Here is a 25,731-nt window from a genome sequence, read left to right on the forward strand (position 1 = left end):
CTCTGATGGCTTCCTGCGCCATCCATCCCCCTGGCTGAAGCCAGGGGCCTTCTGCCGCTTTTTGGTAAAACTGCTGTCATTGCGCTCTGGCTTTTTCTCCGCTCTGAAGCATTTACAGAGGTTCTCGTGATAATCGCTGGATTCCAGCTTTCTACTGGTTCTTCAACAGCTTATCAGGCGGCTCTGTTGGCCGCTCTGGTTGTGCGGCATTGGCGTGTTCTCCTTCCCTGAGTTGAGCGGGCTAGCTGGCAAAAATGCCCTGCTTCGATGAAGCAAGCAAGGGATAAAGGAAAATGATGGAGAAAAGGGGGAAGATGTTGTATAGTAATAGATTGGTGACCGGATTGTGCTGTCTCTGTTTCCCGGAGGTCTACCGGGAAATGATTCTTCGCATAAGGATGGTACGTGGCAGATGGAAGGTTGCCTTCAGGAGGATGCATGTTTCGCTTTGGCATTGAGCATGAAATTGCTTTTCTCAGCCGCGATGGCGAATTTGTTGATTATGAAAACACACCCTTTGAGGTTTTACATACACTGATACGGGAATTGCCGCTCTATGAGCAAGATTATCCACAGCTCAGAATCGGCGAGGCCGGTATCAAGCGGAAACGCTGGTACATTGAGGGATTTGAGCGTTATAACGAGGCCGGTGAGGTGATCGGCTGCCCGCTGAAGGGCATCGAGGTGCGCACCACGCCGCATCATACGATTCAGGATGTGATGCGAGAACTGCGTGAGAGCTGTCTGTTGCTCTCGGCAGTGGCGACTCGCTATGGCCTGGAACCGGTGCTGATTGGCTTTCATCCCTATAAAAAAGAGTTTGTGCCGGACCCGCCGCTGAACGCGTTTGAGCGGCAGTTCCGACAGAGCATACCCGAGAGACGCACGGCTCTGCTCTCGGTGCTGACCTATGGGCCCGATTTTAATATCTCGCTCGCGGGACTCTCGGCGGCAGAATGTGTCGATCTGGGGCAGAAGCTGACCTACTATAGCCCGTTTATTGTGCCGTTGAGCTTCAGTTCTCCTTTCTATGACGGCAAGCTCTGGGGTGGCCTGTCGATTCGGACCTATCAGCGAACGGGGCCACGGCCTGCGGTACTGGTGTATCTGGAAAACCCTGCTGATCTCATAGCGTGTGATCCCTCGCTAACCCGACTCGCCCGCTTGCCTGCGGAGGTTGGACGAATCGAGTTTAAGGCCTGCGATAGCTGTGCTGATCTGCGCCTGTACGCTGGCTTCCTGGCGTTGTTGAAAGGACTGGTGCTGGATACCACTTTGCCCGGACGGGCACTGGTGCCCGATAGGGAGCTGCACCAGCGGGCGGCGCAAAAGGGCTTTGCACTTACCGAGATTGTGGAGGGAACGGAGCTGGTGCTTGGGGCTGCGGAGCGAGCGCTTGCTGCTGATGAGGATCGCATGTGGCTTGAGCCGCTCTGGCAGCTTGTGCGTTCTCGAACGTCGCCCGCTGATCTGCTGATTCGTGCCTATATGGAGACCGGTTCGATCGAGGCCGCGTTACGCGCCTCGTATGCTCAAGCTTCCTGAGGACAATAGATGCCGGAGAAGGAAGCAGATGCTCTTCCGGCACTTTTTATTGACTGGCTGCCCAGAATGTGCTACGATAGGAAGCGAAGCAGACACATTGAGTACCGCCAGAGGAGCACGTATGCCGAAAATTGTCGATGCACAGATACGCGAGGCCACGCGCCAGCGCATTCTACGCGAGGCCGCGCGTGAGTTCGCTCGCCTGGGTTTCGATCAGGCAAATATCAACCTGATCGCCGAGCAGGCAGGCATTGGAAAAGGTACGATCTACCTGTACTTTGAGAACAAGCGAGCGCTGTTTATTGAGATGCTGCGCTCTATCGCTCAATCACAGCTTGCTTCTTTGCGTGCAGCACTTGCGGAAAAAGGCACGCTTCAGCAGCGCCTGGAGCGGCTTGTGCTGGCTTTTGCTCGTATGGCCGAGGAGGACAGCGATAGCTTTCATGTCTACATGAGCTCGCTCTATGGTGTGAATCGTGCGTTTCAGGCTGAAGCGACAAAGCAGTTACACGAGTATCTGGCGGTGATCGCACATATTCTTGAGGAGAGCCAGCAGGCGGGCGAGATCCAGATTGAGGATGTTGAGATGACGGCGTTACGCATCTTTTCGGCAACCGAATCGTTTGTCCTTTCTGCTCGTGTGCTTGGATACACGGAGCAGGAAATTACCCGGCAGGCTTCTGTGATTGCGCATCAGGTGCTGCATGGAATCGGGGTACATGCCGGATAAGCGCATGTATCTCTCTTTTTTTTGCCTTTGTTTGGTTGACCACCCACCCAAAAAAGAAGGAGGTATGACACTTATGTTTCGTATGGGGAGGCGCGGGCTTCCGTTTCGGCGCTTCGCTCACCGGTTTCCGGGCCTTGAGAACCCGCGTTCTCTGCTCAAATGGATTATCATCAGTACATTGATCGGCGTGGTGGCGGGAGTGGGGGCAATTCTCTTTTATGCGGCTATTCATCTGGCCTCAACACTTTTTCTTGGCGGCCTTGTTGGCTATCGTCCCCCTGAACCAGCCGGGGAAGGGAGCACAAGTGTGATGTCGTTCTGGCAGGCAGCGCACCCCTGGTTGTTGCCTGTGGTGACAACACTTGGTGGACTGCTGGCGGGCGCTATTGTCTTTACACTGGCTCCTGAGGCGGAGGGACATGGCACTGATGCCGCGATCGCTGCTTTTCATCAGGGCAAGCCGATCCGCGCTCGGATTCCGCTGATCAAGCTGGTTGCCTCGGCGATTACTATCGGCAGTGGAGGATCAGCAGGGCGTGAGGGGCCGGCGGCACAGATTAGCGCGGGGTTTGGCTCGCTTCTGGCGACGCTTTTACGGTTGGATGCTCGCGAGCGTAGAATTGCCCTGGCAACCGGCATGGGCGCGGGTATCGGGGCAATCTTCCGCGCGCCACTGGGGGGTGCGCTCCTTGCGGCAGAAATTCTCTATCTGAAAGACATGGAGACCGAAGCAATCATCCCGGCGCTTATTGCTTCGATTGTGGGCTTCAGTATCTTCGGGAGCTGGTCCGGCTGGAATCCGATCTTCGCGACGCCGGAACACTATGACTTCACGCAGCCTGTTCAGCTTGTGTACTATGTGGTGCTCGGGTTGCTCTGTGGCGGGATCGGGATCCTTTATGCGCGTGGATTCTATGGAATCACCGAGCTGTTTCAGCGTCTCCGTTTGCCTCGCTGGGTCAAGCCGGGTATTGGAGGACTGCTTGTCGGTTTGATCGGTCTGGTGCTTCCACAGGCGATCGGGATGGGCTATGGCTGGGTGCAGTTGAGCATGAGTCAGGCACTGCTGCAATTGCCGCTTTGGGTTGTTGTGCTCCTGCCATTCGTCAAGATTCTGACTACTGGCCTGTCGGTTGGTTCGGGCGGCTCTGGCGGTATTTTTGGGCCCGGGATGGTGATTGGTGGCATGGTCGGCGCGATGCTCTGGCGGCTCGGCTATCATCTGCTTCCTGGTCTGCCTGCCTCGCCCGGACCGTTTGTGATTGTGGGTATGATGGCGATGTTCGGCGGAATCGCGCACGCTCCGCTGGCTGTAATGCTGATGGTGGCCGAAATGACGGGTAATCTTTCGTTGCTGGCTCCTGCCATGATCGCTGTCAGTCTCGCCTACCTGATTGTTGGCGATAACACAATCTATCAGAGCCAGCTTAAGACGCGGATTGATTCCCCTGCCCATCGTTTGCAGTTGACCTATCCGCTGCTCTCGATGCTGACCGTGCAGCAAGCGATGGAGCCGCTTACGCTCACGTTTCAACCCACCCAGACCGTTGCCGAGGCTGAACTGCAGTTGCGCTCGCAGGGACGGCGAGGTGCTCCTGTGCTGAACGAGCATCGTCGTTTGCTTGGTGTTCTGACGCGTCTGGATGTGCTTCGTGTTCCGGTAAGCGAGCGCGAGGAGCGGCGTGTTGCGGAGGCCATGAATAGCAGTGTGTTGACGGTGCGGGAGGACGAGGCGCTTGATGAGGTCTTAACCGAGCTGACGGAGAAAGGGGTGAGTTGGGCCCCGGTCGTTGCTGGCGCATTACCAACCGAGCAGCAAGTGATCGGCGTTCTCTCGGTGGCTCATATCACGCGCCTCTACCGAAAAGTTGCGTCAGAGAACACGCGCTCGCTCAGCCTGTCAAGCACAATGCATACCAGCGAGATATCATAAACGAGAAAAGCGGCATCGTGCGAAAAAAGAGAAAACTGACCGAATATGAAGCTGGAACGTTTTCTCTTCTAGAGACGTGTTCTTTAAGGGGATAATTTGTAAGAGAAGTGACATTCTAGTGATCTCCGGGCTGCTGAAATCAGCATTCAGAAGTAAACGAAGAGGCGTATGCAGGGAGAAGGACTTTCACTTCAAGAAGATGTGTTTTATGTGATGCCAATCGAGCTCTCTGAGGGAGGCGACTCGCGTTATCTCGTCACGATGCCGCCCGGTATTGGTGACACGGTCGCTGTTGGGCTGAGCGCGATTGATCAGATTATCCGAAATGATCGCGATGCAGCGGGCAAAATAGACGTCCTCTGCAACCGGAAGCAGGCTGAAGTATTTGCCTGTGATCCTCGCATTCATCGGCTGATTATCGTCAGGAGCACGCTGTTCCCTTCTGGTGAGGGAACGTTTCTGCGCGGTATTTTCCCCGGTCAGCAGGTACAGCCGCTGGTGCGCTTTTTGCGTTCACAACGTTATGAAGCGGTTGTGCCCGGGATGCCTGCGCCGACGTTCTTTTATCTGCTTGGTTTGCCGGTCATGTTTGCCTCACTTCCCGATCTGGGAAAGGATATTCTGGCATTGCATGAGGCCCGGGATCGCCATATTAGCTACCTGACACGGAAGGTGGTGAACGCCTTTTTTAAGGATGCACTGCCTCCTCCCGAGCTGGAAGAAGCGATTCCGCTCTATCTGACGGCAAAGCATGTGCGGGCGGCACGTCTATTGATGGATGTCTATCGTGGGAGATCGGATGATCGCGTTCTGCTGGTCGCTCCTGATACATCTTCTGTTGTCACTCGGCCGCCAACGCCGCTTCTGCTTGCAGGTATCGGGGAGGCGCTGGCACGTGATGAGCGATTACGGGTAGTGATTCTGCCCGCCTACACGCTTCCAGAGGCGGCTGACCAGCTCTATAAGGGGCTCAAGCGTGACGCTGCTGGCCGGGTGTTTCGTATAATGGAGGATCAGCTACCCGACCTGCTGACCACCACAGCACTTATCGATCAGGCGGACCTCTTTCTCTGTGGCGATACGGGGCTGATGCACCTTGCTATTGCGTTGAAGCTGCTTTCAGAGCCCGCCGAGGAGCAGCCGCGGAATCAAACACGCGTCATTGTGCTTTTTGGTGGCACGAACCCCTGCTTTTTTGGCTACAGCACTCGCTCTGTGATTCTTGGACGTAATCGTAAGGAGCAGCGGATGCTGGTTCCGGGTATCGCGAAAGAGCTCTACGACCGGCGTGAGCGAGATTTCTTTGATCATATCGAGCCGGCAGCGATTACAGCAGCGCTTCTTGCGAAGTGATTGCTTCTGCGACCAGTTTGATTGGTTTCGGGTGTTTGCTTATCTGGTTCTGCGACCTGGCCTCTCTGGCTGTCTGTCCTGTATACTTCCTTTCAAAAAGGAGGAAATGAATTGCATAGAAAAAACGGGGTCAGGTTGTTACTCGCGCTCTATCTGCCGCATGTGCTGTTTATCATTGCGTGTATAGCCTTTTTTGTGGTATTCGTGATAAGCATGGCAGTTGTGGTGCATCTGCTTGGGATAAGCGTGCCGTTCAGCCTGGGAGGATGGAGCATCCTGGCAGGAGTCTATTTCCTGGCGGGGCTGCTTTTCTTCAGCTACTACCTGTGCAAGGTGATTCCAGCGCTTTTCCCGGGTGACGCGCCGCGACAGAAACGGATTGCGCTACTTGGTGGGTTGCCGTTTATGGTACCGGCGGCGCTCGGGCTGTTTGCCTGGCTCGACATGTACTCGTTGCCGGATGAGTGTGGGCCGCTAGCCCTGAGCTTTTTCGGGACGGTTGGTTTCTCGCTTGCTTCCCTGCTCTATCTGGGGCTGACCTTCTACTACTTTAGAGGGTGCTCGCTTTTCAGTCGGGCTGCCTGATCGACCTGATACAGGAACTCTTTCTCGCAATCGGAGAAAGAGTTCTTTGCGTTAGACCTGACTTTCAGCCGGATCATAGCACTCGCATGACGGGTGCGGCAGCGGCTTGTAGCGGCGCGGGATGCGGCGTGTTTGCAGGTAGTAGGTCAGGAAGAAGGCGCCGGTCGCCAGCGCACAGATGTAGAAGCTGACGGGCCAATGTCCGACCAGAGCAAGGAGGATGCCACCCCATGTAAAGCCAAGCCCGAGCAGAATTGCAAGGCCAATCGCGGCAAGTGGCCGATGAACCAGATGCTCGGCGCTGGCGGCAGGAACAACCAGCAAGGCAAATGAGAGGAGCACCCCGATAACCTGTACGGCCTCCGCGATGGTGATTGCCAGAAGTACCATAAAGAGTAACGAGAGCAGACGAACAGGCACCCCACGCACGCGTGCAACCTGTGGATCGATCGAGGCAAAGAGCAGCGGACGAAAGATACAGGCCAGAATAACCAGCACGCCAAGTCCGCACAGGAGCATAACCCGCACATCAGCAGCCCGGACCGTCCAAAGCGAGCCGAAGAGCAGATTAACTGTAGAGGTCGCTTGCTGTGTGTAGAGGTTCAGGAAGAGTACCCCCAGGCCAAGCACAAAGGAAAGAAACATGCCAATCTCAATGTCGCGCCCGCGAAGCCGGTTGCCAAGTGCCCCCATACCAAGCGCCGCCAGAATAGTAAAGAGGAACATGCCCGCGAATGAGCTGATCCCGAACAGCGCGGCTCCGGTCGAGCCCGCGAAGCCGATGTGTGACAGCGCGTGAGCCGCAAATGTCTGTGAGCGCAGGACGGCAAAATAGCCGACAATAGCCGAGACAATGGCCACAACGGTTCCTGCGGCAAAAGCCCAGAAGACGAAATCCTGATCTTGATACAGGTGAAACAGTTCAAACATAGTATATCCCTACCGTGATGATCGCAAAACCTCAGGCTCCATTTTTGCCTGCTCAGGTTGCATGGCGAGCGGTTGTGGCTGTGCTGTAAGCTCTCGACGACGGCGGTTCAACCAGAGCGGCGAAAGCAGGCGCACGGGCAGATAGACGCCAAATGAAATGGTGGCGACACAAAAACTGATCGGCAATGAGACCGTGTTCAGCGGGTAGAAGTTCAGCGGTGTGATCGCTGCCAGATAGATGCCAACCCAGATGTAGATGATACCTAGCACAATCGAAAGGGCAATTGCGCCCAGCGGAGTACGTGCGATCCGAATGGCGGTCGCTGCCGGGCCAACCAGCAAGGTGAAGATCAGCAACACGCCCACAATCTGGACCGAGATAGAAATGGTAATTGCGACGATCACCAGAAACAGAACGCTTAACAGGCGCACTGGCATTCCTCGTGCCTGCGCTACTTCGGGATCAACTGAGCTGAAGAGCAACGGGCGAAAAAGGAAACAAAGGACTGCAAGCGCGAGAATGCTAAAGATCAATGTGACTGTGCTATCAAGGCTGCTGATGCCGACAATGGTGCCAAAAAGGATGCTGTACGCCTTTTCGGCGTAGCCACGATAGAGCGAGAGGAAAAGGAAGCCCAGAGCCAGAGTGAAGGTAGTAACCACCCCTATGGCGATATCCCGTTCACGTAGCGTTCTGGCAAGAAAGCCGATGCCAACGCCGGACCCGATCGTAAAGATCAGCAGCCCGATGACCGGATGTATTCCCAGAAAGACGGCTCCCGCGGCCCCCGCAAAGCCAATGTGTGCCAGCGAGTGCCCGGCAAAGGTCAGGCCGCGTACAATAAGAAAGTAGCCAACAACAGCGGCCACAATCGCGACACAGGTGCCAGCGATGAACGCGTTTCGGATAAAAGAATAGGCGAATATGTCAAACATGCTCGTTTTGTTCCTGTTTATCTCTGTCCCTACCACAACAGCCGGAAGGAATATGTAGCACAGGAGAGATGATGAACGCTCACTGTCTATAAAATGATACGAAGTCTCGTTAGATAGAATAGCATACGGTATAAAGAAATGTCAATCTGATGAGGGAGGCTGCTCATATATGAGCACAAAAGAAGAGAGCGTAAGCGGTAAAGAAGGCTCACGCTCTCCTCTCTCATGTCGCGATTGGGCTTAGTTGCCATAGGTGATGACTAATGGTGCGGGATCGAGTTTCATTACCTCGTCGGGCGTCATAATGCCGGTTTTCGACTCGATCTTATAGAATATCTTGAAGCCGCCATACTTGAAATTATTGTATTTCTGCATGTCTCCTTGCACCCACTGTGTGTATTGCTCCACTTTATCCTCATGGTCTCCGGGGTAGCCCCCGACGCTATCGACATGCAGCACAACGTCTACTCGGGGATCGAAACGCAGATTGCGCTTATCGGCTATCTCCGCCTTTGAGGCATCGTAGGGATTCTTCAGATCGTCGCCGCTCGGTCGATACTGGTGAATAATCAGCATCTTGCGCGGCACATGGTATTTCATCGGGATCTCTGCCACTGCCTCAATGATGGGGTTCAGATCCGAAGCGCGAACGTTGCTCAGGTTGGTGCCTGGAACGCCATCATGACGCGGGAACATCCATTCTGGATCAACGGCCATATGCACAAACGAGTATTTCTGCAAATAGGGCAGGAAGAAATTAACTTCTGGCATAATCGCTGACTGACCGAAATTCAGATCCAGGAACAGCAAAAGGTCATGCTCCTGACAGAAATCAATATATTGTTGAATGGTCGCTTCATCGACATGGTGGCTGTATGTATGTTGTGGCCCGGGAGAGCCGTCAGGAACGCTAACAACAAGGTCAATGCCGAGCTTGACCGGGTGCTCCGGGTCGATCTGCTCATAGGCTGCTCCCTGCTGTTTCAGTTGCTCAAGCATGGTATCAGTGAGCTGGTAGGCAGGCCCGGTTGCCGGTGCCCCGGGAATGGCGTAGAAGGCCACGACGCGATTTTTGGGTAGAATGGCTCCTACATCTGGATTAAAGGCGGGGGTTGGCGATGGCGTCGGCGTTGGCGGCTTGGTTGGTGATGGTGTCGGTGTTGGTGCCAGCGACAGCGCGTCGGCCATAAATGTTGGAACGACCACAGAGATACCGACCAGAACCAGCACGCACACGACGAGAAGTAGAATTAGTGCGATAAGACCGGCCTTCTTGCGCGGCTTTTTAGGCGGCTGCTGTGGATACTGTGGCATCTGCGGTGGGTTGGGTTGATACACTCACAAACTCCTTCTAAAACCGAATGCAACAAATTATGATACTGCTTTTCTCTATAATGGGAAGGCGCTCTATGTAGAGAGTCACAGGAGAGATATACGTGCTTGTAGCCCTGCTTCAGGCTGCATACAGCATCTATACTGCCTCTTCATTATATACTATATAAAACCCTCATAGAGACGCCGTATCCATACATGTGAGAGTACGTATGCATCTATATGATCGGAAAGGCTCCCTCTCACCCTCCTCTCTTCAGAATAATGCGAATGGACGGCTTTTTGTTGCGCATTGGTACTTTAGTCACATGGAATAGCGCGGATCTTGCGCTTGAAGCGCGGTTACAGCAAACACCTGAGAGACGCTATTCATCTTCTCTCATATCACTATACCAGAGGGACAAGCAATGAGACCTCCACTGAAGGGGATCGCACGCCTATGGGAGAGGGCGAACTTGTTCCTTTTGTCTGTGGAAAGGGCGCGCTTTCAGCGGTTGAGTCGGAAGGCAGGCACAAAGCGAGCGAGGAGAAACAGGCCCAGGAGCGTCACCCAGAGACTCCACGGTGTGGCGAAGGGTGTGCCCAGCAGCCAGACGCCGAGCCAGCCCGCTGACAGCGCAAGACCACTTCCAGCCAGTAATAATCGTGCAGACTTGCGTCCAGTTGCGGCGGCTATCAGCAGTCCGAGCACTGCGCCCATCGCAACCCAGAGACCGGAAAGAACGAGGAAGTGTGATAGCATGCTAGAGTCCTCCTGAATGCAGTATTTTTGTGAGCAGAAAAGCAAGCGTACTGCCATCTGAAAGCAGTTGCAATGTGCTGAAGTCCGGGCGCACTTCGACATGATTGAAGATCTGTACTTCCAGGTAATCATAGGGATGATGCAGCTTGTCAAGCGCCTTTGCAAAGTCGCGCGACTCAGTAAAGGGCAGGGCGGTATCATGGCGATCGTGTACCAGATAGACGGGCGCCTTGAGCTCCGGTAGCACCCGTTGAGGCGAGAGGGCATCTATCTGCTGGCGCGTCTCGGGTGGCAGGATTGCAATATCGGCTTCCACCGTGTGCGGGGAACGGCCTGTCAGCAGCCTGTAGATCGCGCGGGCCTCAGGAGAGAGTCGCTGTAGCTCTTGCTCGCTGAGCGGTGTGGCACCGTCTAGCAGAGCCTCGCGAAGCGTCTCACGCTCCTCGAAAGAAGCGAGGGTGGGGATCAGCATATTGCCAAGCACCTGAACCGCGAACGGTATCGGCTCCCAGGGCTCCTTGAGGCCATCAAAGGCAAGCGAGCGATAACCAAAAGCCCGCAGGGTGGTCCAGGTGTTGAAGTAGCCACCAAAGTTGACCACAAAGGCCACCTGATCCCGGATACGCGCGTCTGCCGCGCCAAAGCAGGCAAGCGGAACGCCCGCACTAAAGGCGATAATACCGCTTCTCTGGCCGCGCAGTTCGGGTCGGCGAGAGAGCGTCTGAAATGCCTGCACCACAGCGTCGGTATCATCGACAGAGATCGAGGACTGAATGAGTGTCGGTGTGGTCATCGCCATTACCACGACGCCCGTTCTGGCGATCGCTTCCGCGAAATTGAGCAGCTCGGGTAGCTTGCGATGATCGCCCGCGCCGGGAATCAGCAGCACGCCCTGCCGTGTGCCAGCGTCAAGCGGTTGAGTGGTTGGCACAAAGAGATCCAGATAGGCCGGACCGCTTCGGGAATTGATTGTTTGTGTAATATGGGTGATCGGTTCACCTGCTATTTGTAATGGGGCAGGTTGGGATGACATAATAAATGCTGGAATGAGAAAGGTGGTGCGGAGTGCAGCCCGCCCCCAGGGGATGAGGGAGCAACTCAAACCGAGGAGGAAAAGCGCGAGAGCAAGCGTCCGAGCCAGAATGCGACGCCGCATGTAGCGCGCCTTTGTGCCCGTTCCTGTATCCCTGTTTTTTGTGTCCATTATACAATACTTCCAATACTTCCAATACTTCCAATACTTCCCTGGTGTCTCATTCGATTTCTTCTTGCACTGAATAGAAAAAAGTATATCAGGAAAGCCCTATCCGAGGTCTGGGTCATTTGCCCTATCTCTTCTTTCTTTTTGTCCCCTTTCCCGGAATCGTTCGTATATGTGTAGTGACAAGCGTAGTGGGATGTGTTGAGTGGCAAAAGGGATTGATGACAAATGGTCAAATTGTCATGAAAAGCCGGGTAGATTGTCAAAAATTTGTCGCAAGTTTGTCTCAACGTGTACATTCGAGGTATAGGCGGTTCCTTAAAGCTCTATTTTGCGATACTATTGAGAGGTGGAGAGTAACATATGTCGAATGCAGTGGAAGATATAGAAACTGTACTTCTTGTTGAAGATGAAGCGGATCTGGCGCAAGTCGTCTTGCGGGAACTGGCGGCAGCAGGCTATCGGACCTATCATGCAATAGATGGAATAAAAGCATTGGAGATGCATGAGCGCTATCAACCCGATGTGGTGGTGCTGGATTGGATGTTGCCGCGCCTGAACGGACTTGAGGTGCTGCGCCGTTTGCGCCAGAAATCCGCGACCCCTGTTTTGATGTTGACGGCGCGAGGGGAGGAGACTGATCGCGTGCTCGGGCTTGAACTGGGCGCTGACGACTATTTGACCAAGCCGTTTAGCTTGCGTGAACTGGTCGCTCGTGTCAGGGCGCTTCTTCGCCGTTCCGAGTTGATTCGGAAAACGTTGAAGGCCGACCGGCAGCAGGTCAGCGAGAAGCTGCGTATCAAGACGCTTGAACTTGATCCACAAACGCATCAGGTCACGCTGGATGGGGTGTTGCTCGATTTGAGCCCGACTGAATTTGAATTATTGCAACTATTAATGCGCAGTCCGGGCCGGGCATTCAGCCGCTCATACCTGATAGAGACGCTCTGGAGCGGGACATACGTCGGCGGCGATCGCTCGGTTGATAACGTCGTGTTGCGCCTGCGGAAAAAGCTTGGCGCTGTAGGCAGCGTTATCGAAACGGTCTGGGGCATTGGCTATCGATTACGTAGCGAATAAGAAGGGTACTGAAAACGCATGAGGGCACAGAACGTGAGGAAAAAGATAGCAGGCCAGCTCTTTCATGTGGGGCTGCTGCGTGCAGCGCTGGAAATGATCATTTTTCAGGTGTTGTTTGTTGTATGTTGGACGTTCCTTTTCCATGATAGTAGTAAGGTAAACATGGATGAGGCCTCTATCTCATTTTTCATCTTCTTTAGCCCGAGCAGTATACTGGTTTTTTCGCTTCGCTGGAGGCTTCAATACGGGAATATGAGGCTTTTGAAGCGCCTGCTCTGTGAATGTGGAATTGCATGCCTGTTATTCTTTTTCTTCTGTGGGGTAGTTGCTTTGCTCTTTTATGTGCCGATGGTCGAACAGACCCTGTTGCCGCTTTCCCAATCGGCGGAGAGCTATCAAAGCGAAGCACACAGCGTCATGCTCTTTCTGGGTGTTGCCAATGCCATCTGTTGCGCAGCCTTCTTCCTGTTTCTGCGTGTGGCCTCGCGGGCGCTGATCTACTGGAACCGTTTGCGCCGTCAGCATTTGAGCTGGTCGTTGACCCATGCCATTTTGATGGTGCCGTTGTCCTGCCTCTTCTTTGTCTTTCTGCTCGTTGGCTTCATATCCATCTGGTCAAGCGCGGAGTCGCAGCTACCATCAGCACAGGCTCCACTTGCCATTGTGCTGATACTGCTTATGTTCTTCTTTCTCTCGATGATGGTGATCGTGTTCCTGTTGCCGGTGGCGGCGATCTTTTCGCACTTTTTTGTCTCAAAGACGACGGAGCGTCTTGAGCTGCTGGTTGCGGCGGCTGGCATTCTCCGTTCTGGCGATTATCGTATCCGGGTGCCTGTGCAGGGTGAAGATGAGGTGGCGCGTTTGCAAGCTGACTTTAACGCGATGGCTGCCGCGCTCGATCAGACCATGCATGAGCTTCAGAACGAGCGAGATAATGTGGCCCGCTTGCTTAACGAGCGCCGCGAGCTGATTGCCAATGTATCGCATGAGCTTCGTACGCCTGTTGCAACGATTCGTGGCTATCTGGAATCGTCGCTGAATGCGTGGCAACAGGAGCCGCCTGCAACGCTCAAGCAGGATCTCGAGACGATTGAGATGCAGACTATTCGTCTGCAAACGCTGATCGATGATCTCTTCACCCTCTCACGTATGGAAGTTGGCAAGCTGGCGCTGCGCTGTGAGCCAATCAATATTGAACTGCTGGTGCAGCGTGTGGTGGATACAGTCAAACCGCTTGCGTGGCGGGGACGGCGTATTGAGCTGATTGGCGAGGTCAGGCCGCATCTTCCTTATGCGCTGGTCGATGAGAGCCGGGTTGAGCAGATTATCCAGAACTTGCTTAATAATGCCATGCGTCATACCCCTCCGGGTGGTATTATTGCGGTGACCGCCGAGCCGCATCGTGATCAGATCATGATTCAGGTGAAGGATACGGGCGAGGGGATCGATCCTCGTGAACTGAAGCATATCTGGGATCGCTTCTATCGTACGGAGAAATCGCGTCAGAAGCCCGCTTCTGGTACTGGTCTCGGGCTGGCTATTGTGAAGGATTTGACTGAGGCAATGGGCGGCACGGTATCAGTTGAAAGCAGGCTGGGCGAAGGAACCTGTTTCACGATCCTGTTGCCGAAAGCAGGCAGAAATACCAGCATTCTGGATACCGCGCCTCTCATATCGGTCCCTACGTCCCCACGCGGCCAATAAGGGGGGAGGAGAGACTACAGCAAGGGGTACCAGGCCTTCTATGCGCCATTTTGAGGCTCAAACAAGCCCCTTGTTGGTTTACACCTACCTGGCTCCTTCCAGCAATCATTCATCCAGAGGGTTCCTGTATCGTTGGTGCGTTTGCTCTGTGTGCCTCTGCACGAGTGATTGCTGCATCTGTTCTAGCGTTTTTCCCGCAATACAGGAAAAACTCCCTTGCATAGAAAATCGCTGGTAGAAGCAGCAGGTCGTTCTCAGTGCGAGAAGAAGGAGCTTTGACGTAGCTGCTATTGCCTCGCTGTTTCTGCAGTACGCCACTATACGGGCGTGACGAGCTAACAGCGGAGATTGCCTGCTCGCCCCGCTTTACAGGCTGAGCAGGCCAGTTTGTCGCGCTACCTCAATAGCCTCCTTCCGACTATTAACGTTGAGCTTGCGGAAGATACTTTTCACCTGGGTCTTGATGGTATTGATAGAAACGACCAGTTCTCGGGCGATCTCGGGATTCGAGAGATTTGCGGCAAGAAGGTGAAGCACACGCTTTTCCTGTGCGCTCAGCGGCTCTATCAGCACAAACCGATTGGTGCGGTGGTGCTGCTCTGTGGGCTGGAGCCTGGTACAGCCTTGCTGAAGTGTGCGCACATAGGTTGCAAGCGGTTTGTCGCGAAGCTCTGCACTGAGGGCCGAGAGCAGCGGTTTGAGTGCCTCGCCTTCATTCAAAAAGATGCGCTGGAAACCCTCTTCTCGGGCCAATTCAAGCGCATGCAGAAGCGTTTGTCTGGCCTGTGTCTGCTCTCGCATCTGAACATGTGCCAGCGTCTTGAGCAGCAGCAGTCGGAGCTGGCTCTCAAGCGCTTGTGCCTGTGGGCGAGCCTCGATCAGGGCGAGGACTTCCTGAGCTCGTTGCTGCATAAGAAGCAGGCGTGCCATGATGAGAAAGTCGATCTCTTCCTGTTGCAGGAACGGTCTTCGTTCGTTGAAGAGCTTGCGTGTTGCGCTGATCCGCCTGATAGCTTCAGTGTCACCCTGAACAAAGGCGATCTGTGCTTGAATGGCGTCGATATTCGTGAGAAGCAAGTGCGGCTTCATATGTACTGAATGGGGATGAAGCGCCGTCAGGAGTTCACGGGCGGCCTCGTGCTCTCCCCGAGCATAGAGAATTTGTGCCTGGAGCAGCGTGGCAGGCTGAATGATATACTCCTCAACCATACGCTCTCCAAGCATCGGGCCGTACTCTCTACCGAGATCAAGAGCCTGAGAGATATACCGTTCGGCTGCTTCCAGCTCGTTCCACTCATAGAGGATGCTTGCGAGCCCGATGAAAGCCTGCGCCTGGTCGCTGACGTCGTCCTGTGCGGCCTCTATTACCTGGTGGTACAACTGGTCCGCTGTATGTAATTTTCCCTCTTGCTGGTAGGAACTGGCAAGCAACGAAATGGTCGCGCGCTCGCTATAGGGGTTGTTTGCCCGAATACTGGCCTCACGCGCCTGGAGAAAGTATGCTCTGGCCTCTTCATAGCGATTTTGAAGCTGCTGCTCGGTGCCGATAATAATCAGGCAAGCGCAGCGGAACTCATGGGCATCTTCAGGCAGGTGAGCAAGCGCACGATGGGCATAAGCGATCGCCTGACCTTCGTTGCCCTGCCAGAGGGCGATCTGTGCCCGTACCGACTCAATTGCTCCTGTAAACTCATTCGGTTCGCCGGGGGGGTCGGCCAGTGACAGCACCTGCTCCACAGGCTCAAGGATGGCTGGTGAGCTGCGATCGAGTGTGTAGAGCATGGCGAGGGCGAAGAGCAGGCAGAGGTTCGGATGCTCCTGCAGCGTTTCAGCAGGTATCTGGCGTAGCCAGCGGTAGCGCGTATGGAGCTCGATCATATTCTGTTGCAGCGAGAAATGCCGCTCGATCATGACGGCGGCGTGCTTGACATTGCCCGCGGCCAGCGCTGCTTCAATAGCCTCTGGATACAGTTTCTGCTCCTCATACCAGTGACTTGCCCGCGTATAGAGCTTACAGAGTTCAGCCGTGCCGAGGCGGCGCTGTGCAATATGCTGCATTGCTTCGGCAAAGAGGGCATAATAACGATACCACTGGCGTTTGTCATCAAGCGGCAAAAGGAATAGATTGCTCTGTTCGAGTTTTTCAAGCAACTGCGCACTGTCGGCTCTGTCCGTGACGGCATCACAGAGCGAAGCATGCAGACGAGTCAGGATGCTGGTCTGAAGAAAGAAGGTCTGAAGCGCTTCGGGCTGAGTTGCCAGTACATCTTCTTCGAAGTAATCAAAGATGTGCCGATGGGTCCCGGAGAACGTTGTGCAGATGCGCTCGATTTCCCGCTGCTCGGTGTGGCCTTGTAGCGCCAGTGCGAGCAGGCGGAGCCCGGTTGGCCAGCCCTCAATACGAGCGTGAATGCGTGCCAGCGTTTCAGGTGTGAGCGGAGAAGCCAGCGTTTTCTGTAGAAATGTCTCTGTCTCTTCCAGAGTGAAATAGAGTTGTTCTGCATGGATTTCGTGCATCTCGCCGTGGGCTCGAAGGCGTGCCAGCGGTAAAGGTGGCTCCGCGCGCGTAATCAGCACAAGGTGGAGAGAAGGCGGAAGGTGCTCCAATAGAAACGTCATGGCCTCATGGATAACGGGCAGGTGGATCACATGGTAGTCCTCAAGGATCATGATACCACGCTCGGGGAGCCGCGCCAGCTCATTGATAAACGTCGTCAGCATGCTTTCAAATGAGGGAGGTCGCGCTGCATTGAGAAGATCCAATGCTGCTGTGTCCATCGGATACAGCATCTGGCAGGCTGCCAGCACATAGCGCCAGAAGCGATACGGGTCGTTATCGCCGCTATCGAGTGAGACCCAGGCCACAGGCAGCGGTGCGTGTTGTGCTGCCCACTCTCCAACCAGCGTAGTCTTGCCGAAGCCCGCCGGAGCCGAAACCAGCGTTAACTTGCCCTCAAGCCCGGCATTCAGCAGCTTAAAGAGACGTGGACGCTGAATATGAGCGGCCCGGGCATAGGGAGCGGTCAGCTTGGTGCTCAATAGATCGCTTGATGTGCTTGTATTCATATGCCCCTATCTTAGTTCAACAGCATGCGCATAAAATTTTTCAGAAAAATGGTAAATTTTTTCTCTGTTTTGTAGAAAGTATACCTGTATTGCAGAAGAATGTCAACAAGATGCAGGAAATTGCCACTGTATAACTATTTCTTTTTCATCGGTTATGACCGCTTGCTCAGAAGGTTGTGAATAATGGAGATATTATCAATAATATGCTTGATCTCGGTTACCAGCAGGTATCTGGCTGCTCGTTCTTCTTCGGTGAGATGCCTGACTTTGCGCCATCGTTCCAGGGTGTCAAGCTCCTCCTTGAAGGAAGGAAGCGGCGCAGGAGAACGCTGCTCCTTGATCGCGTGCACAAACTCCTGTAGCGCCGTATCGACGCGCTGTCTGAAGGGCTCAAGCTCCTCACAGACCTGCACAAAACGCTTGTTTAAGAGCGCGCCTTCGAGAATAAGGGCGCTCCCGGCGATATTGTCAGCGGCCTGTAATGTGCCATCGATTGCGGCTGAATTCAGTGTATGAGGGAATGGTTCATTCCTGGCCCGCTGAACCGATGTTTCCGCATTGGAACGAGAGAGCCGTGTTTCTGTTCGCGCCTTTTGCAGATTCACTTCATTATAGTCATCTGGATTCTCAATCGCTTTTAATACCGCTATTAGATAGGCATTCAGGCAGCTCAGGCGATCGGCTATGTTGTCTGGAATCTGCCGATATTCCCAGGTCGGCCAGATGAAATAGGCCAGCATGGCAAGTGTGCCGCCAATTGCTGTATCAAGCGCCCGGAAAAGAGCCAGATCGAGCGGTTGGGGCGTGACAAAGGCCAGCATGAGCACAGTCATGACAGTTACCATCAAAGAAAAGCTGCTATAGTTGGCATAAAGGAGTGCATAGGCAACATATGCGAAGAGAATAAGAAAAATCACGTGGAGAATCGGGTGTGGATCGGTTACCGCGATCACGAATGTGGTGATGACCGCGCCAAGTATGGTCCCGAGGGCTCGTGCAAAGCCGCGTGAGAGGGTTGTGCTCCAATCCGGTTTCAGTACAAGAAGCGTGGTCAGCGGGATCCAGTAACCGCGCTGCAAAGGCAGGGGGATCAGCCGATACAGGGCGGTGGCAAGCGCCAGAGTGACCCCGAGCCGGATTGCGTGACGGAACGCCGTTGAGCGAAAGGATAGGTTGGCTTTTAATGTACTGAGCGGGTCGCGCAGACGCAGGTAAGGCTGTTCTGGCGTTATCAGTTTGATCGATGCCGTTTGCCCGGAGCGCCATGCCCGAGCGAGCTTCCGAGCGTAGTGAAGCTGATCCCGAATGCTCTCTGCCAGGTTCAGGGGTTGCTGAACATCAACCACTGTCTCTATCTGGGAGAGTTGCTTGCGGAGCCTTGTCAGCGCTTGCTTGATAATGTAATGTTGCGGGACCAGACGCAACCAGGGAGATTGTGGTTCCAGAATATGGGCAATCTGACCGAGCATGATTGAGCTTGCCTGAAATACCTGCTTGATTGCGTCGGCCTGTTTGCGGGTCTCGTTTCGTTCGCGGTACAACTGTTGAATCTGGTCAAGCTGGAGCAGACAAAGCCGAATTCTCTCGCCCGCTTCCAGCAAGGCCGCGCTCAGCTTTTCTTTGCGGCTCTTGAGCTTGCTTTCTGCCAGAACATTCTGAACTTTCAGCAGGCTTTCGCGCACGTTGCGCCCGAGCACCTCGTCAGCGGGTTTGGCGGCGTAATCAGCCAGATCGCGATAGAGTGCCGCCATACTTGAGCGCTCGGTTTGTGTACCCGGTAGCGGCAGCGGAATGAGCGCAAGCAAGGTTTGCCAGAACGCGCCGATCAGCGTCAGGAGCGCTTGCAGAAAGGCGTGAAGCGGGTCGGTGGCGAAGCGTGTGAAGAGCAACATCGAGAGTGTGCATTCAAGACCGACGAGTTGCGCTACCTGTCCGAGCGCAACCATCAAGCCGCCGCCTATGCCCCAGATGCCAGCGGCAAGAACGCAGAGAATGGGAGAATTGCCGATAAAGCTTCCAACAAAAGCGGAAAAGGAAAATCCGATACAGGCATAGATCAGAATGCGCTTTCGCACTCGTGAGGCGGAGGTCATGCCAATTGTACCAAGCAGTGAGGCGCCGGCAGCGATCGCCACACCTATCGGAATTTGATGGGTTACGAACCCGAGCACCAGAGGGACCGCGAAGCCAAAGACGCTGCGTATGGCCGGAAGCGCCATGATCTGCGAACGGTTAAACGACAGTATCCGCTTTCCAGCCTCTTTCATCGCAGGGGCCCAGGCGCTTTGACCGGTTCGAGTCTGATAAATAAATGGCTTATACTCGTTTTTGTCCCGTTTTGTTATCCGTTGCATTTTCCCCTCTATTGCCCTCAGTTAGAACTGCTTGCGGCCTCTCTTCTTAGCATACGATGCAGCCCTATTCATCGGTGACAGCTTGCTTCGATTTTTTGTGCAATCCCTGTGGAGGGCATGAGGGGAAAATGAGCACAGCGAGAAGCTGCTACGGCTCAACGGTGACGCCATGCCAGAATGCGATATAGCCCGCGATCTGGCTTGCAGCGGGTTTCGGGGAAGGGTAATACCACGCGGCATCGGGGTTCTGTTTCCCGGCTACCTCGACGGTGTAGTAGCTGGCCTCCCCTTTCCAGGGACAATGTGTATGTGTATCGCTTGGTTTGAGATAGGCAAAATTGACGGTATCTGGCGGAAAGTAGTAATTTCCTTCTACCACTTCGCACTGATCGCTTTCTGCCAGCAAGGCGCCATTCCAGTATGCTTTCATCTGTTTCTCCTTTCGTTTCCTGCCTTCAGTATATCATTTTTGCGTATGGCTCATGGGCCAAAATGGGAAGAAGAAAGGGCCGCGAAAATACAGACTGATCCTGATAGCGTTCTGTTTGCGGCTGCTCTATACTGAGAGAAAAGCGGTAATGGAGGATTTCAAGAAATGATGCAGACAAAAGTATTGACGCTGCCGAAGATCGGGTGTCAGGGGTGCATGAAGAAGGTAGTTCGTGCGCTAGAAATGTTACCCGGTCTCGCGGTCGTACAGACGGATGTCTCAAATAAAGCCGTCACGATTCAATTTGACGAGCAAGAAATAACTCTGCCGAAGATTGCCGAAGTACTCGGGCAGATAGGTCATACTATCGCCGGGGAGGCGGCAGGTATCCAGTAAAGAACGATGCCGCCTCACAAGCGGCACCGCTCTTTTTCTCTATTGTTGCTTGTCGAGCCTGGAGCGTAGCGCCATCGGGCCGCTGTACATCCACTCGGGGACGTAGTGGTTGAGCCCCTGGCGAAGCAGCCGCACCTGAGCAGGCGAGCAGGTGACACAAAGCATCGGGCCATTGTCTCCCCGTACATATTCCATTGGGACCGCGTACACTTCGCGTTGCCAGGTAATCGGTTTCTTGATCTCGGCGGGCATGCTATGCAGGTCGGCCTCAAGCGCCTCTAACAGCAGAAGCACCTGCTTTGTGGAAAGTGTGTTATCAACGAGAAGGACTTCCTGCCACTCTTTGTTTTCATCTGGAATCGCCAGGCAGAGTATGATTTTGTTTGTCATGGTCTCTGTATCGATGGTGCCATTTTCGATATAGTACCCGCTGACACGCCATGCTGGCATATGCACTTCATCTCCGCAGGTGCACGGATCACAGTCGCAGGGATTGCAGGGGCAAGCACAGCGGCGCGCTCCGAATATATCACCCTTCAGCCGATAGTGGATGCTGACGCCTGACTTCATGCAGTCGTTTCTCCTTTCCTGAGAGCGGATAACCGGTACATGGTGGAAATACAAACAGTATTCCACAGAAAAGGTAAAAGCGCCTTTCTTCCCGGAATGGCAACAGAATACGTGGGACTGGGAGCTACACAGATCAATATTCAGGTTTCTATGAACATGGTAACATAAATAGATACAATATGAAAGGGATAAAAAAGCGGTCGGCGCTCATTACGAGTACCGACCCTGTGAAAAAAGCAGCTAATGTTTTTTCGTTTTTTCCTCGATCCTTTTGGCATATCCCGGGTCCTTCATGGTCTCAGGATCGGTTGCCATACCAGCATGGGGCTGCTTGACCTGCTTCTTGACATCTTCCTGCGGATGGGCACGCCGCTCCTTTTCATTGGCGTGTTTTTTCTCCTGGTCGATTTTCTGTTTCTCTCTTTCTTGCATTGTAGAACTCCTTTCGCGCCAGAAATGTCGTCTTTTTGCGCATTCCTCTGTAGCTGTCACGAAGCAGCTAGCAAGAGGCGTTTCAATATCCCGGTGCCTGAGACGACAGGGAGTTCTGTGACAATGTATCTGAGTATGTCGATGTTATTTCAGCTACATGCACATGCCAGCCTGTATGCTTTTCCAGCTCCGCAAGCAGAGCCGCATCGAGCAGCTTGCGGGCGTGCCGGAGGTGAATACGAAGCGAACGTTGTGTGGCATCTATGCTGATCTGCTGAACAGGAATACCCCGCTTCCCGAGCTCGTCGAGCAGGAAGCCCTGCGCTTCCACCTCGCTCATCTGGCCCTGAGCCGTGATATGCAGGGCGGGCTTGCCGGTACAGGTGATATGCAGCTCCCATCCGGTCTGGGCCAGAAATTCCTTCTGAATCTTCTGGAGCTCTTCATGCTTCATCGTCCCGGTGCAACTGACGCGCAACAGTTGTTGATCGCGTTGAATCGCCTTGCTAACAATGAAGATGCCATCAGGAAGCAGGCGCTGCGCCGTCTCTAGAAGCGCTCTTGGCTGTACGTCCTCGTCTATCTTCACCTGCCAGCCTGTTTCCCGGGCGAGTTGCTGGAGCTGGGCCTTATAGCGCTCTCGGGCGCGTTCCGGAAAGTAGAAAGCCAGCCAGATGGTGTGTGAGCGCTCGTCCGCACTGATCTGATAGAGGTCGGGAGCATCGGTAAGGACGGTGAAGACGTGCCCCATCGCCTGAATGCGTGAGGTGTGAGGCGTGTCCTCGTGCTCATTCTCGGCCAGCAATGAAGGCTGCAAGACAAGCGTCCAGCCCGTGGCTTCCTGGAATTGCTGTTGTACCTGCTCGATCTCTTCCCGTGCTGCCTCTCCCGCGCATACAACCCGTACTTCCTGCTTGTCCTGAAGAATCGAGAGGAGCGAGGTGCAGATCAACCCGCGAGGCAGCAGCCGTCCGACCAGATCTTTGATTGCGGGAACATGCGGGAACGGATGCAGACGCACATGCCAGCCGGTCGCAGCCGCCACAGAAGCGAACTCAGCGCTATATCGTTGCTCGGCAGTATCCGGGAAGCAGAAACGTGGAACAAGCGTACAGGTCTCGTTTTCGACGCCCACGCGCACATAGCCCTGAAGGTCGCCAAGCTTCTGCTGTGCGTATTGCAAGGCTGCCGTCATTTCCATAATCCCCGGCTCTACCGGCATGGGGGGTGCTGCTTTCTCTTTCGGGCGTGTCGAGTCGGGAATGTGGATCAGGGAGAGGCTCCATCCCGTTTGTGCTCGAAATGCATGCATCGTTTCGCGTAACCGCTGATGGGTGCTCTGGCCGCGATAGAAGAGCCGAACGAGCTTCCGCGGGGCGATGATTTCGAGCGAGCCGGAGATTTGCAGCTCTTCGGGCAACAGGTCCCGTGCCTGCTCAAGGAGATCCTCGTTGAGTGTCTCGGGACTGATCGCAACATACCAGCCTGTTTGCTCGGTGAGGGCCTGAAGGCGATGTTTTTGCTGTGCCCCGGCGATATCGGGGAACTGGAAATGCAGGGTCAGGGTGCGAGTTGTCTTGTCCACCACCACTTTCTTGAAGTCGGGGAGTTGCATAAAAGTCTGTTCTGCACAGTAGCGGGCCTCTTCTGGTGGCAGCACTTTACAGTCAGGAGGCGGTGCAATGGCTCCAGGGGCCGACGTACGGTCAGAGGTAAGCGAGGCGCCGGCAATGCTCAGTTTCCAGCCGGTCATTTCCTGGAAGCGAGCGCAGGCCTCAGCCAGCGCGATTCTGGTCGTCTGCCCGCTTGTATTGAGGTGGACTCGCTGCTGATTGTAGTAAATGGACGGGTTGCCAATCAGCGTCAGCCCGGCGGGAAGCACCTGTTGTGCCGCCTGCTCCATTGCCTGCTGATGCGGCTGTGGCGAGATCACGATAGGCACGCCTGCTTCTTGTTGCGCGATTTGCAGGACTTGCTGATACTGCTTCCGTGCGATTTCAGGGAAGTGGAAGCTCAGCGTTACCTTGCCGGTTGTCGGGTTAAAGCTCTTGCGGTAGAGGTCGCTTGGATGCCCGATATGACTTTCGATAATCTGAAAGACAATATCGCGTGTCGGGATCTCACGCCGTTCGGTGGCCTGTCGCCAGTTGGGCGCGATGGTGTAGTGTGTTGGTCCCTCTCCCTTCAGAAACGATTGATGGGCATAGAAGATGTGCGGATTCTGGCGTACAAGCCCTGCCACGGCCAGACGGGCGGCGGGATCGGTGGGTGAGAGTCCCACGAGCTCACACAGCTTGCCCAGATGATAGGTGCGACTGTCCTGACATTGAAAGGCGAGCTCTTTGGCCGAAAGTCCCTGGCGAATGGCGCGTGCCTGATGGGAGAGATGGGCCAGATATGAGGGCACCTGATCCCCCTGGATATGCTCAGGAAGCGGTCCGAGCACATCGAGAATAGCGGAATAGGCGTAGCGTCGGCGGCGCGAGATTCCGGGCGCGAACTCGACGCGGACCGAGGCGCTCGGTACCAGGCCATGACAGAGCCCGGGCTGCGCCTGCCCTGGCGCGACCTGAATCAGCAAGATCTGCCCGATGACCTGTTCGCGTATTGATTCCGAGAAGGGATCGTTGCCGGTCCCACGGACCCAGAACGCTTCTTCCAGGATGTAGAGCGGCGCGAAGTAGCGGTGATGGCTATCCTGAGAGAGCACGTGGAGGATACGGCTTGTTGTCTCCTCGGTTGCTTCACCGTCCCAGATGCGGGCAAGCTCGCGCACGGTGACGATGCGCAGGCCAGGTGTTTGCGAGACGACGCGCCAGAGCTGTTCCAGATGCGCCGCTTCAAAGGGTGTACCGCGTCCGATGCCCTGCGGAGCCATATCAATCGGGTGCGCTTCCGCTGGTTGCAGAGGTTGCGTGTTATGGGTAACCGTCAGCATCTGTCCATTAGCTGGCAGGATCACATCAGCTTCGCTCAGGCGAGCCTTTAGCGCGGTTCTGGCCTCATTGCTGCCATGCACAAGGGCGATCCGGCGAGCCTGCAATGAAGAGGCATATGCGGCCAGTTCGCCGCTGTCCGCATGGGCCGAGAGGTAATAGCGAGACACCTGACAGCGCACCTGGAGCTGTTGCCCGTTGAGTTCAAGCGTATCGTTCTGGCAGTCGGCGATGTCCAGCAGCCGCTTGCCCGGCGATTCCTCGTCCTGATAGCCGGTGAGCAGGATGGACGAGGTCGGATTGCTGATCAGCCGGGAGGCGTACCACATGCTAGGACCGCCTGTGAGCCTGCCCGAGCTGGAAATGATACAGGCGGGCGGGCCCGAGAGGATGCGTTCGCGTTCGGGATCATCGCGTACAAAAGTAATCAACTTACCGGCAAAGGGATAGTAGCCCTGGCGCATCTGGCGCTGAAGCCGTGGCGTGAGGGCTTCGGGAAGCAGATGATAAGTGGAGCAGATGCGGCGTACCATGCCATCCACATAGAGCGGAAATTCAGGAATATGCCCCTGTCGCTGTGCCTCGACAAGCAGAAGTAGCGCTTCCTGTCCGCGTCCCAGGCCGAAGCAGGGAATCAGTACATGACCACCACGTGCGATGCCATCAGCGACCGCCTGAAGAAAGCGCTGCTCTTCAGCCTGACGGTTGGCATGTAAGCGGGCTCCATAGGTCGATTCGAGAATCAGCAGATCAGGCGAGGGCAGTGGCGGCGGGACCGCTCCGGGAACCGTTTGCTGATCCGTGACGCTAATATCGCCGGACACAATCAGGGAGCCATCGGGAGCCGCAAAGCCAAAGCTGACCGCGCCCGCGATATGTCCGGCAGGGCTGGCAAAAATTGATACATCCGGCAATTCTGGCACGGTGACGAACTCTCCGACGGGCAGTGGACGAATCTGGTTCAGCATATTGCCAACCAGCTCGGCGGAGTAAAGGGGCAGTTCCATTTCTTCGGCGGCTCTGCGCTCCATGATTTTCAGCGAATCGGCAAGCATGACCTCGATGAGGAGTCCGGTCGCTCGTGAGGCGTAAATGGGGGCATCCGGGAAGGCTTGATGTACGAGGGGAAGGGCTCCGATATGATCGGTGTGTGCGTGCGTGACAAAAATGGCCTGCACAGGTTTGTCCTGAAGCAAGGCAAGGTCCGGGAGAGCGTCGGCCTGTCGATCGAACTGTACACCTGCATCGACGATGATCCAGCGGCCTGCGAGCTGGAGTGCAAGACAACTGGCTCCTACTTCGCTTGCTCCGCCTATAAAGAGTATATTCATAGGCACCTCCTTGTACGCCATCCGGGCTTCAGTGCTCATGGATAGCGATCTATCTGGAACGTTTCACGGGGCTGTGACTGCCTTGAAAAGGAGGAGAGAAAGGCATACATCTCGCTCCATTGCGAGAGGCTCATTTCTCTTAGGG

At 54.8% G+C, this 25,731-nt stretch carries 19 protein-coding genes; 8 read left to right on the forward strand and 11 right to left on the reverse strand.

The window, feature by feature from the left end; genetic code table 11:
* Positions 1 to 438: 438 nt before the first annotated feature.
* The 5 genes from EI42_RS14255 (at position 439) to EI42_RS14275 (ending at position 6,146) form a co-directional block, all read left to right on the forward strand.
* A complete protein-coding gene (locus tag EI42_RS14255; RefSeq protein WP_111323108.1) occupies positions 439 to 1,545 on the forward strand; it encodes a glutamate-cysteine ligase family protein in 1,107 nt (368 codons plus the stop codon).
* A 121-nt stretch (positions 1,546 to 1,666) separates the two neighbouring features.
* Entirely contained in the window at positions 1,667 to 2,275 is a 609-nt protein-coding gene (locus tag EI42_RS14260; RefSeq protein ID WP_170142619.1) for a TetR/AcrR family transcriptional regulator, read from the forward strand.
* 64 nt (positions 2,276 to 2,339) lie between these two features.
* On the forward strand, positions 2,340 to 4,208 hold the full coding sequence (locus EI42_RS14265) for a chloride channel protein (protein WP_246046260.1): 1,869 nt from the start codon (positions 2,340 to 2,342) through the stop codon (positions 4,206 to 4,208).
* A gap of 168 nt (positions 4,209 to 4,376) precedes the next feature.
* Positions 4,377 to 5,561 carry a glycosyltransferase family 9 protein gene (locus EI42_RS14270; RefSeq protein WP_111323114.1) on the forward strand — a complete coding sequence of 395 codons (1,185 nt, stop codon included), beginning with the start codon at positions 4,377 to 4,379 and terminating at the stop codon, positions 5,559 to 5,561.
* 111 nt (positions 5,562 to 5,672) lie between these two features.
* On the forward strand, positions 5,673 to 6,146 hold the full coding sequence (locus EI42_RS14275; protein ID WP_137686011.1) for a hypothetical protein: 474 nt from the start codon (positions 5,673 to 5,675) through the stop codon (positions 6,144 to 6,146).
* Positions 6,147 to 6,197: 51 nt separating this feature from the next.
* Here the strand turns inward: EI42_RS14275 and EI42_RS14280 are convergent, their stop codons facing one another.
* The 5 genes from EI42_RS14280 to EI42_RS14300 form a co-directional block, all read right to left on the reverse strand.
* Positions 6,198 to 7,076, reverse strand: a complete 879-nt coding sequence (locus tag EI42_RS14280) for a metal ABC transporter permease (protein WP_111323118.1) — start codon at positions 7,074 to 7,076, stop codon at positions 6,198 to 6,200.
* Positions 7,077 to 7,085: 9 nt separating this feature from the next.
* Entirely contained in the window at positions 7,086 to 8,012 is a 927-nt protein-coding gene (locus tag EI42_RS14285; protein WP_111323120.1) for a metal ABC transporter permease, read from the reverse strand.
* 240 nt (positions 8,013 to 8,252) lie between these two features.
* Positions 8,253 to 9,350, reverse strand: a complete 1,098-nt coding sequence (locus EI42_RS14290) for a hypothetical protein (protein WP_111323122.1) — start codon at positions 9,348 to 9,350, stop codon at positions 8,253 to 8,255.
* A gap of 481 nt (positions 9,351 to 9,831) precedes the next feature.
* Complete coding sequence (locus EI42_RS14295) at positions 9,832 to 10,086, reverse strand: hypothetical protein (protein WP_111323124.1); 255 nt, start codon at positions 10,084 to 10,086, stop codon at positions 9,832 to 9,834.
* Between the two features lies 1 nt (position 10,087).
* Positions 10,088 to 11,290, reverse strand: coding sequence for an alpha/beta hydrolase family protein (locus tag EI42_RS14300; RefSeq protein ID WP_111323126.1), 1,203 nt, complete (start codon positions 11,288 to 11,290; stop codon positions 10,088 to 10,090).
* Positions 11,291 to 11,650: 360 nt separating this feature from the next.
* Between EI42_RS14300 and EI42_RS14310 the strand changes: the two genes are divergently transcribed.
* Both EI42_RS14310 and EI42_RS14315 read left to right on the forward strand, forming a co-directional pair.
* Positions 11,651 to 12,367, forward strand: coding sequence for a response regulator transcription factor (locus EI42_RS14310; protein WP_111323130.1), 717 nt, complete (start codon positions 11,651 to 11,653; stop codon positions 12,365 to 12,367).
* Between the two features lie 18 nt (positions 12,368 to 12,385).
* Positions 12,386 to 14,071, forward strand: coding sequence for a sensor histidine kinase (locus EI42_RS14315; protein WP_111323132.1), 1,686 nt, complete (start codon positions 12,386 to 12,388; stop codon positions 14,069 to 14,071).
* A 366-nt stretch (positions 14,072 to 14,437) separates the two neighbouring features.
* Here EI42_RS14315 and EI42_RS14320 read toward each other — a convergent pair whose 3' ends face one another.
* From EI42_RS14320 to EI42_RS14330, 3 genes are all read right to left on the reverse strand, one after another.
* The gene (locus EI42_RS14320; protein WP_111323134.1) at positions 14,438 to 17,137 is read right to left on the reverse strand and encodes a winged helix-turn-helix domain-containing protein; all 2,700 of its coding nucleotides are present in this window, start codon (positions 17,135 to 17,137) and stop codon (positions 14,438 to 14,440) included.
* Positions 17,138 to 17,289: 152 nt separating this feature from the next.
* Entirely contained in the window at positions 17,290 to 19,491 is a 2,202-nt protein-coding gene (locus EI42_RS14325; RefSeq protein WP_111323136.1) for an FUSC family protein, read from the reverse strand.
* Between the two features lie 148 nt (positions 19,492 to 19,639).
* Positions 19,640 to 19,921, reverse strand: coding sequence for a DUF427 domain-containing protein (locus EI42_RS14330; RefSeq protein WP_111323138.1), 282 nt, complete (start codon positions 19,919 to 19,921; stop codon positions 19,640 to 19,642).
* Positions 19,922 to 20,086: 165 nt separating this feature from the next.
* Between EI42_RS14330 and EI42_RS14335 the strand changes: the two genes are divergently transcribed.
* Entirely contained in the window at positions 20,087 to 20,317 is a 231-nt protein-coding gene (locus EI42_RS14335; protein WP_111323140.1) for a heavy-metal-associated domain-containing protein, read from the forward strand.
* 39 nt (positions 20,318 to 20,356) lie between these two features.
* On the opposite strand, the gene EI42_RS14340 is transcribed toward EI42_RS14335, so the two are convergent.
* The 3 genes from EI42_RS14340 to EI42_RS14350 form a co-directional block, all read right to left on the reverse strand.
* Entirely contained in the window at positions 20,357 to 20,887 is a 531-nt protein-coding gene (locus EI42_RS14340) for a hypothetical protein (RefSeq protein WP_111323142.1), read from the reverse strand.
* Between the two features lie 240 nt (positions 20,888 to 21,127).
* A complete protein-coding gene (locus EI42_RS14345) occupies positions 21,128 to 21,319 on the reverse strand; it encodes a hypothetical protein (protein WP_111323144.1) in 192 nt (63 codons plus the stop codon).
* An 82-nt stretch (positions 21,320 to 21,401) separates the two neighbouring features.
* Positions 21,402 to 25,586, reverse strand: coding sequence for an MBL fold metallo-hydrolase (locus EI42_RS14350; protein WP_170142620.1), 4,185 nt, complete (start codon positions 25,584 to 25,586; stop codon positions 21,402 to 21,404).
* Positions 25,587 to 25,731: the final 145 nt, after the last annotated feature.

The organism is Thermosporothrix hazakensis, assembly GCF_003253565.1.
GTDB classification, from domain to species: domain Bacteria; phylum Chloroflexota; class Ktedonobacteria; order Ktedonobacterales; family Ktedonobacteraceae; genus Thermosporothrix; species Thermosporothrix hazakensis.

Excerpts from the sequence above, each read along its gene's own strand:
- EI42_RS14300 (WP_111323126.1), bottom strand. The coding sequence starts at position 11,290 with ATGGACACAAAAAACAGGGATACAGGAACGGGCACAAAGGCGCGCTAC.
- EI42_RS14255 (WP_111323108.1), top strand. The coding sequence starts at position 439 with ATGTTTCGCTTTGGCATTGAGCATGAAATTGCTTTTCTCAGCCGCGAT.
- EI42_RS14280 (WP_111323118.1), bottom strand. The coding sequence starts at position 7,076 with ATGTTTGAACTGTTTCACCTGTATCAAGATCAGGATTTCGTCTTCTGG.
- EI42_RS14345 (WP_111323144.1), bottom strand. The coding sequence starts at position 21,319 with ATGCAAGAAAGAGAGAAACAGAAAATCGACCAGGAGAAAAAACACGCC.
- EI42_RS14285 (WP_111323120.1), bottom strand. The coding sequence starts at position 8,012 with ATGTTTGACATATTCGCCTATTCTTTTATCCGAAACGCGTTCATCGCT.
- EI42_RS14315 (WP_111323132.1), top strand. The coding sequence starts at position 12,386 with ATGAGGGCACAGAACGTGAGGAAAAAGATAGCAGGCCAGCTCTTTCAT.
- EI42_RS14295 (WP_111323124.1), bottom strand. The coding sequence starts at position 10,086 with ATGCTATCACACTTCCTCGTTCTTTCCGGTCTCTGGGTTGCGATGGGC.
- EI42_RS14260 (WP_170142619.1), top strand. The coding sequence starts at position 1,667 with ATGCCGAAAATTGTCGATGCACAGATACGCGAGGCCACGCGCCAGCGC.
- EI42_RS14265 (WP_246046260.1), top strand. The coding sequence starts at position 2,340 with ATGACACTTATGTTTCGTATGGGGAGGCGCGGGCTTCCGTTTCGGCGC.
- EI42_RS14330 (WP_111323138.1), bottom strand. The coding sequence starts at position 19,921 with ATGAAAGCATACTGGAATGGCGCCTTGCTGGCAGAAAGCGATCAGTGC.
- EI42_RS14270 (WP_111323114.1), top strand. The coding sequence starts at position 4,377 with ATGCAGGGAGAAGGACTTTCACTTCAAGAAGATGTGTTTTATGTGATG.
- EI42_RS14340 (WP_111323142.1), bottom strand. The coding sequence starts at position 20,887 with ATGAAGTCAGGCGTCAGCATCCACTATCGGCTGAAGGGTGATATATTC.
- EI42_RS14335 (WP_111323140.1), top strand. The coding sequence starts at position 20,087 with ATGATGCAGACAAAAGTATTGACGCTGCCGAAGATCGGGTGTCAGGGG.
- EI42_RS14325 (WP_111323136.1), bottom strand. The coding sequence starts at position 19,491 with ATGCAACGGATAACAAAACGGGACAAAAACGAGTATAAGCCATTTATT.
- EI42_RS14350 (WP_170142620.1), bottom strand. The coding sequence starts at position 25,586 with ATGAATATACTCTTTATAGGCGGAGCAAGCGAAGTAGGAGCCAGTTGT.
- EI42_RS14320 (WP_111323134.1), bottom strand. The coding sequence starts at position 17,137 with ATGAATACAAGCACATCAAGCGATCTATTGAGCACCAAGCTGACCGCT.
- EI42_RS14310 (WP_111323130.1), top strand. The coding sequence starts at position 11,651 with ATGTCGAATGCAGTGGAAGATATAGAAACTGTACTTCTTGTTGAAGAT.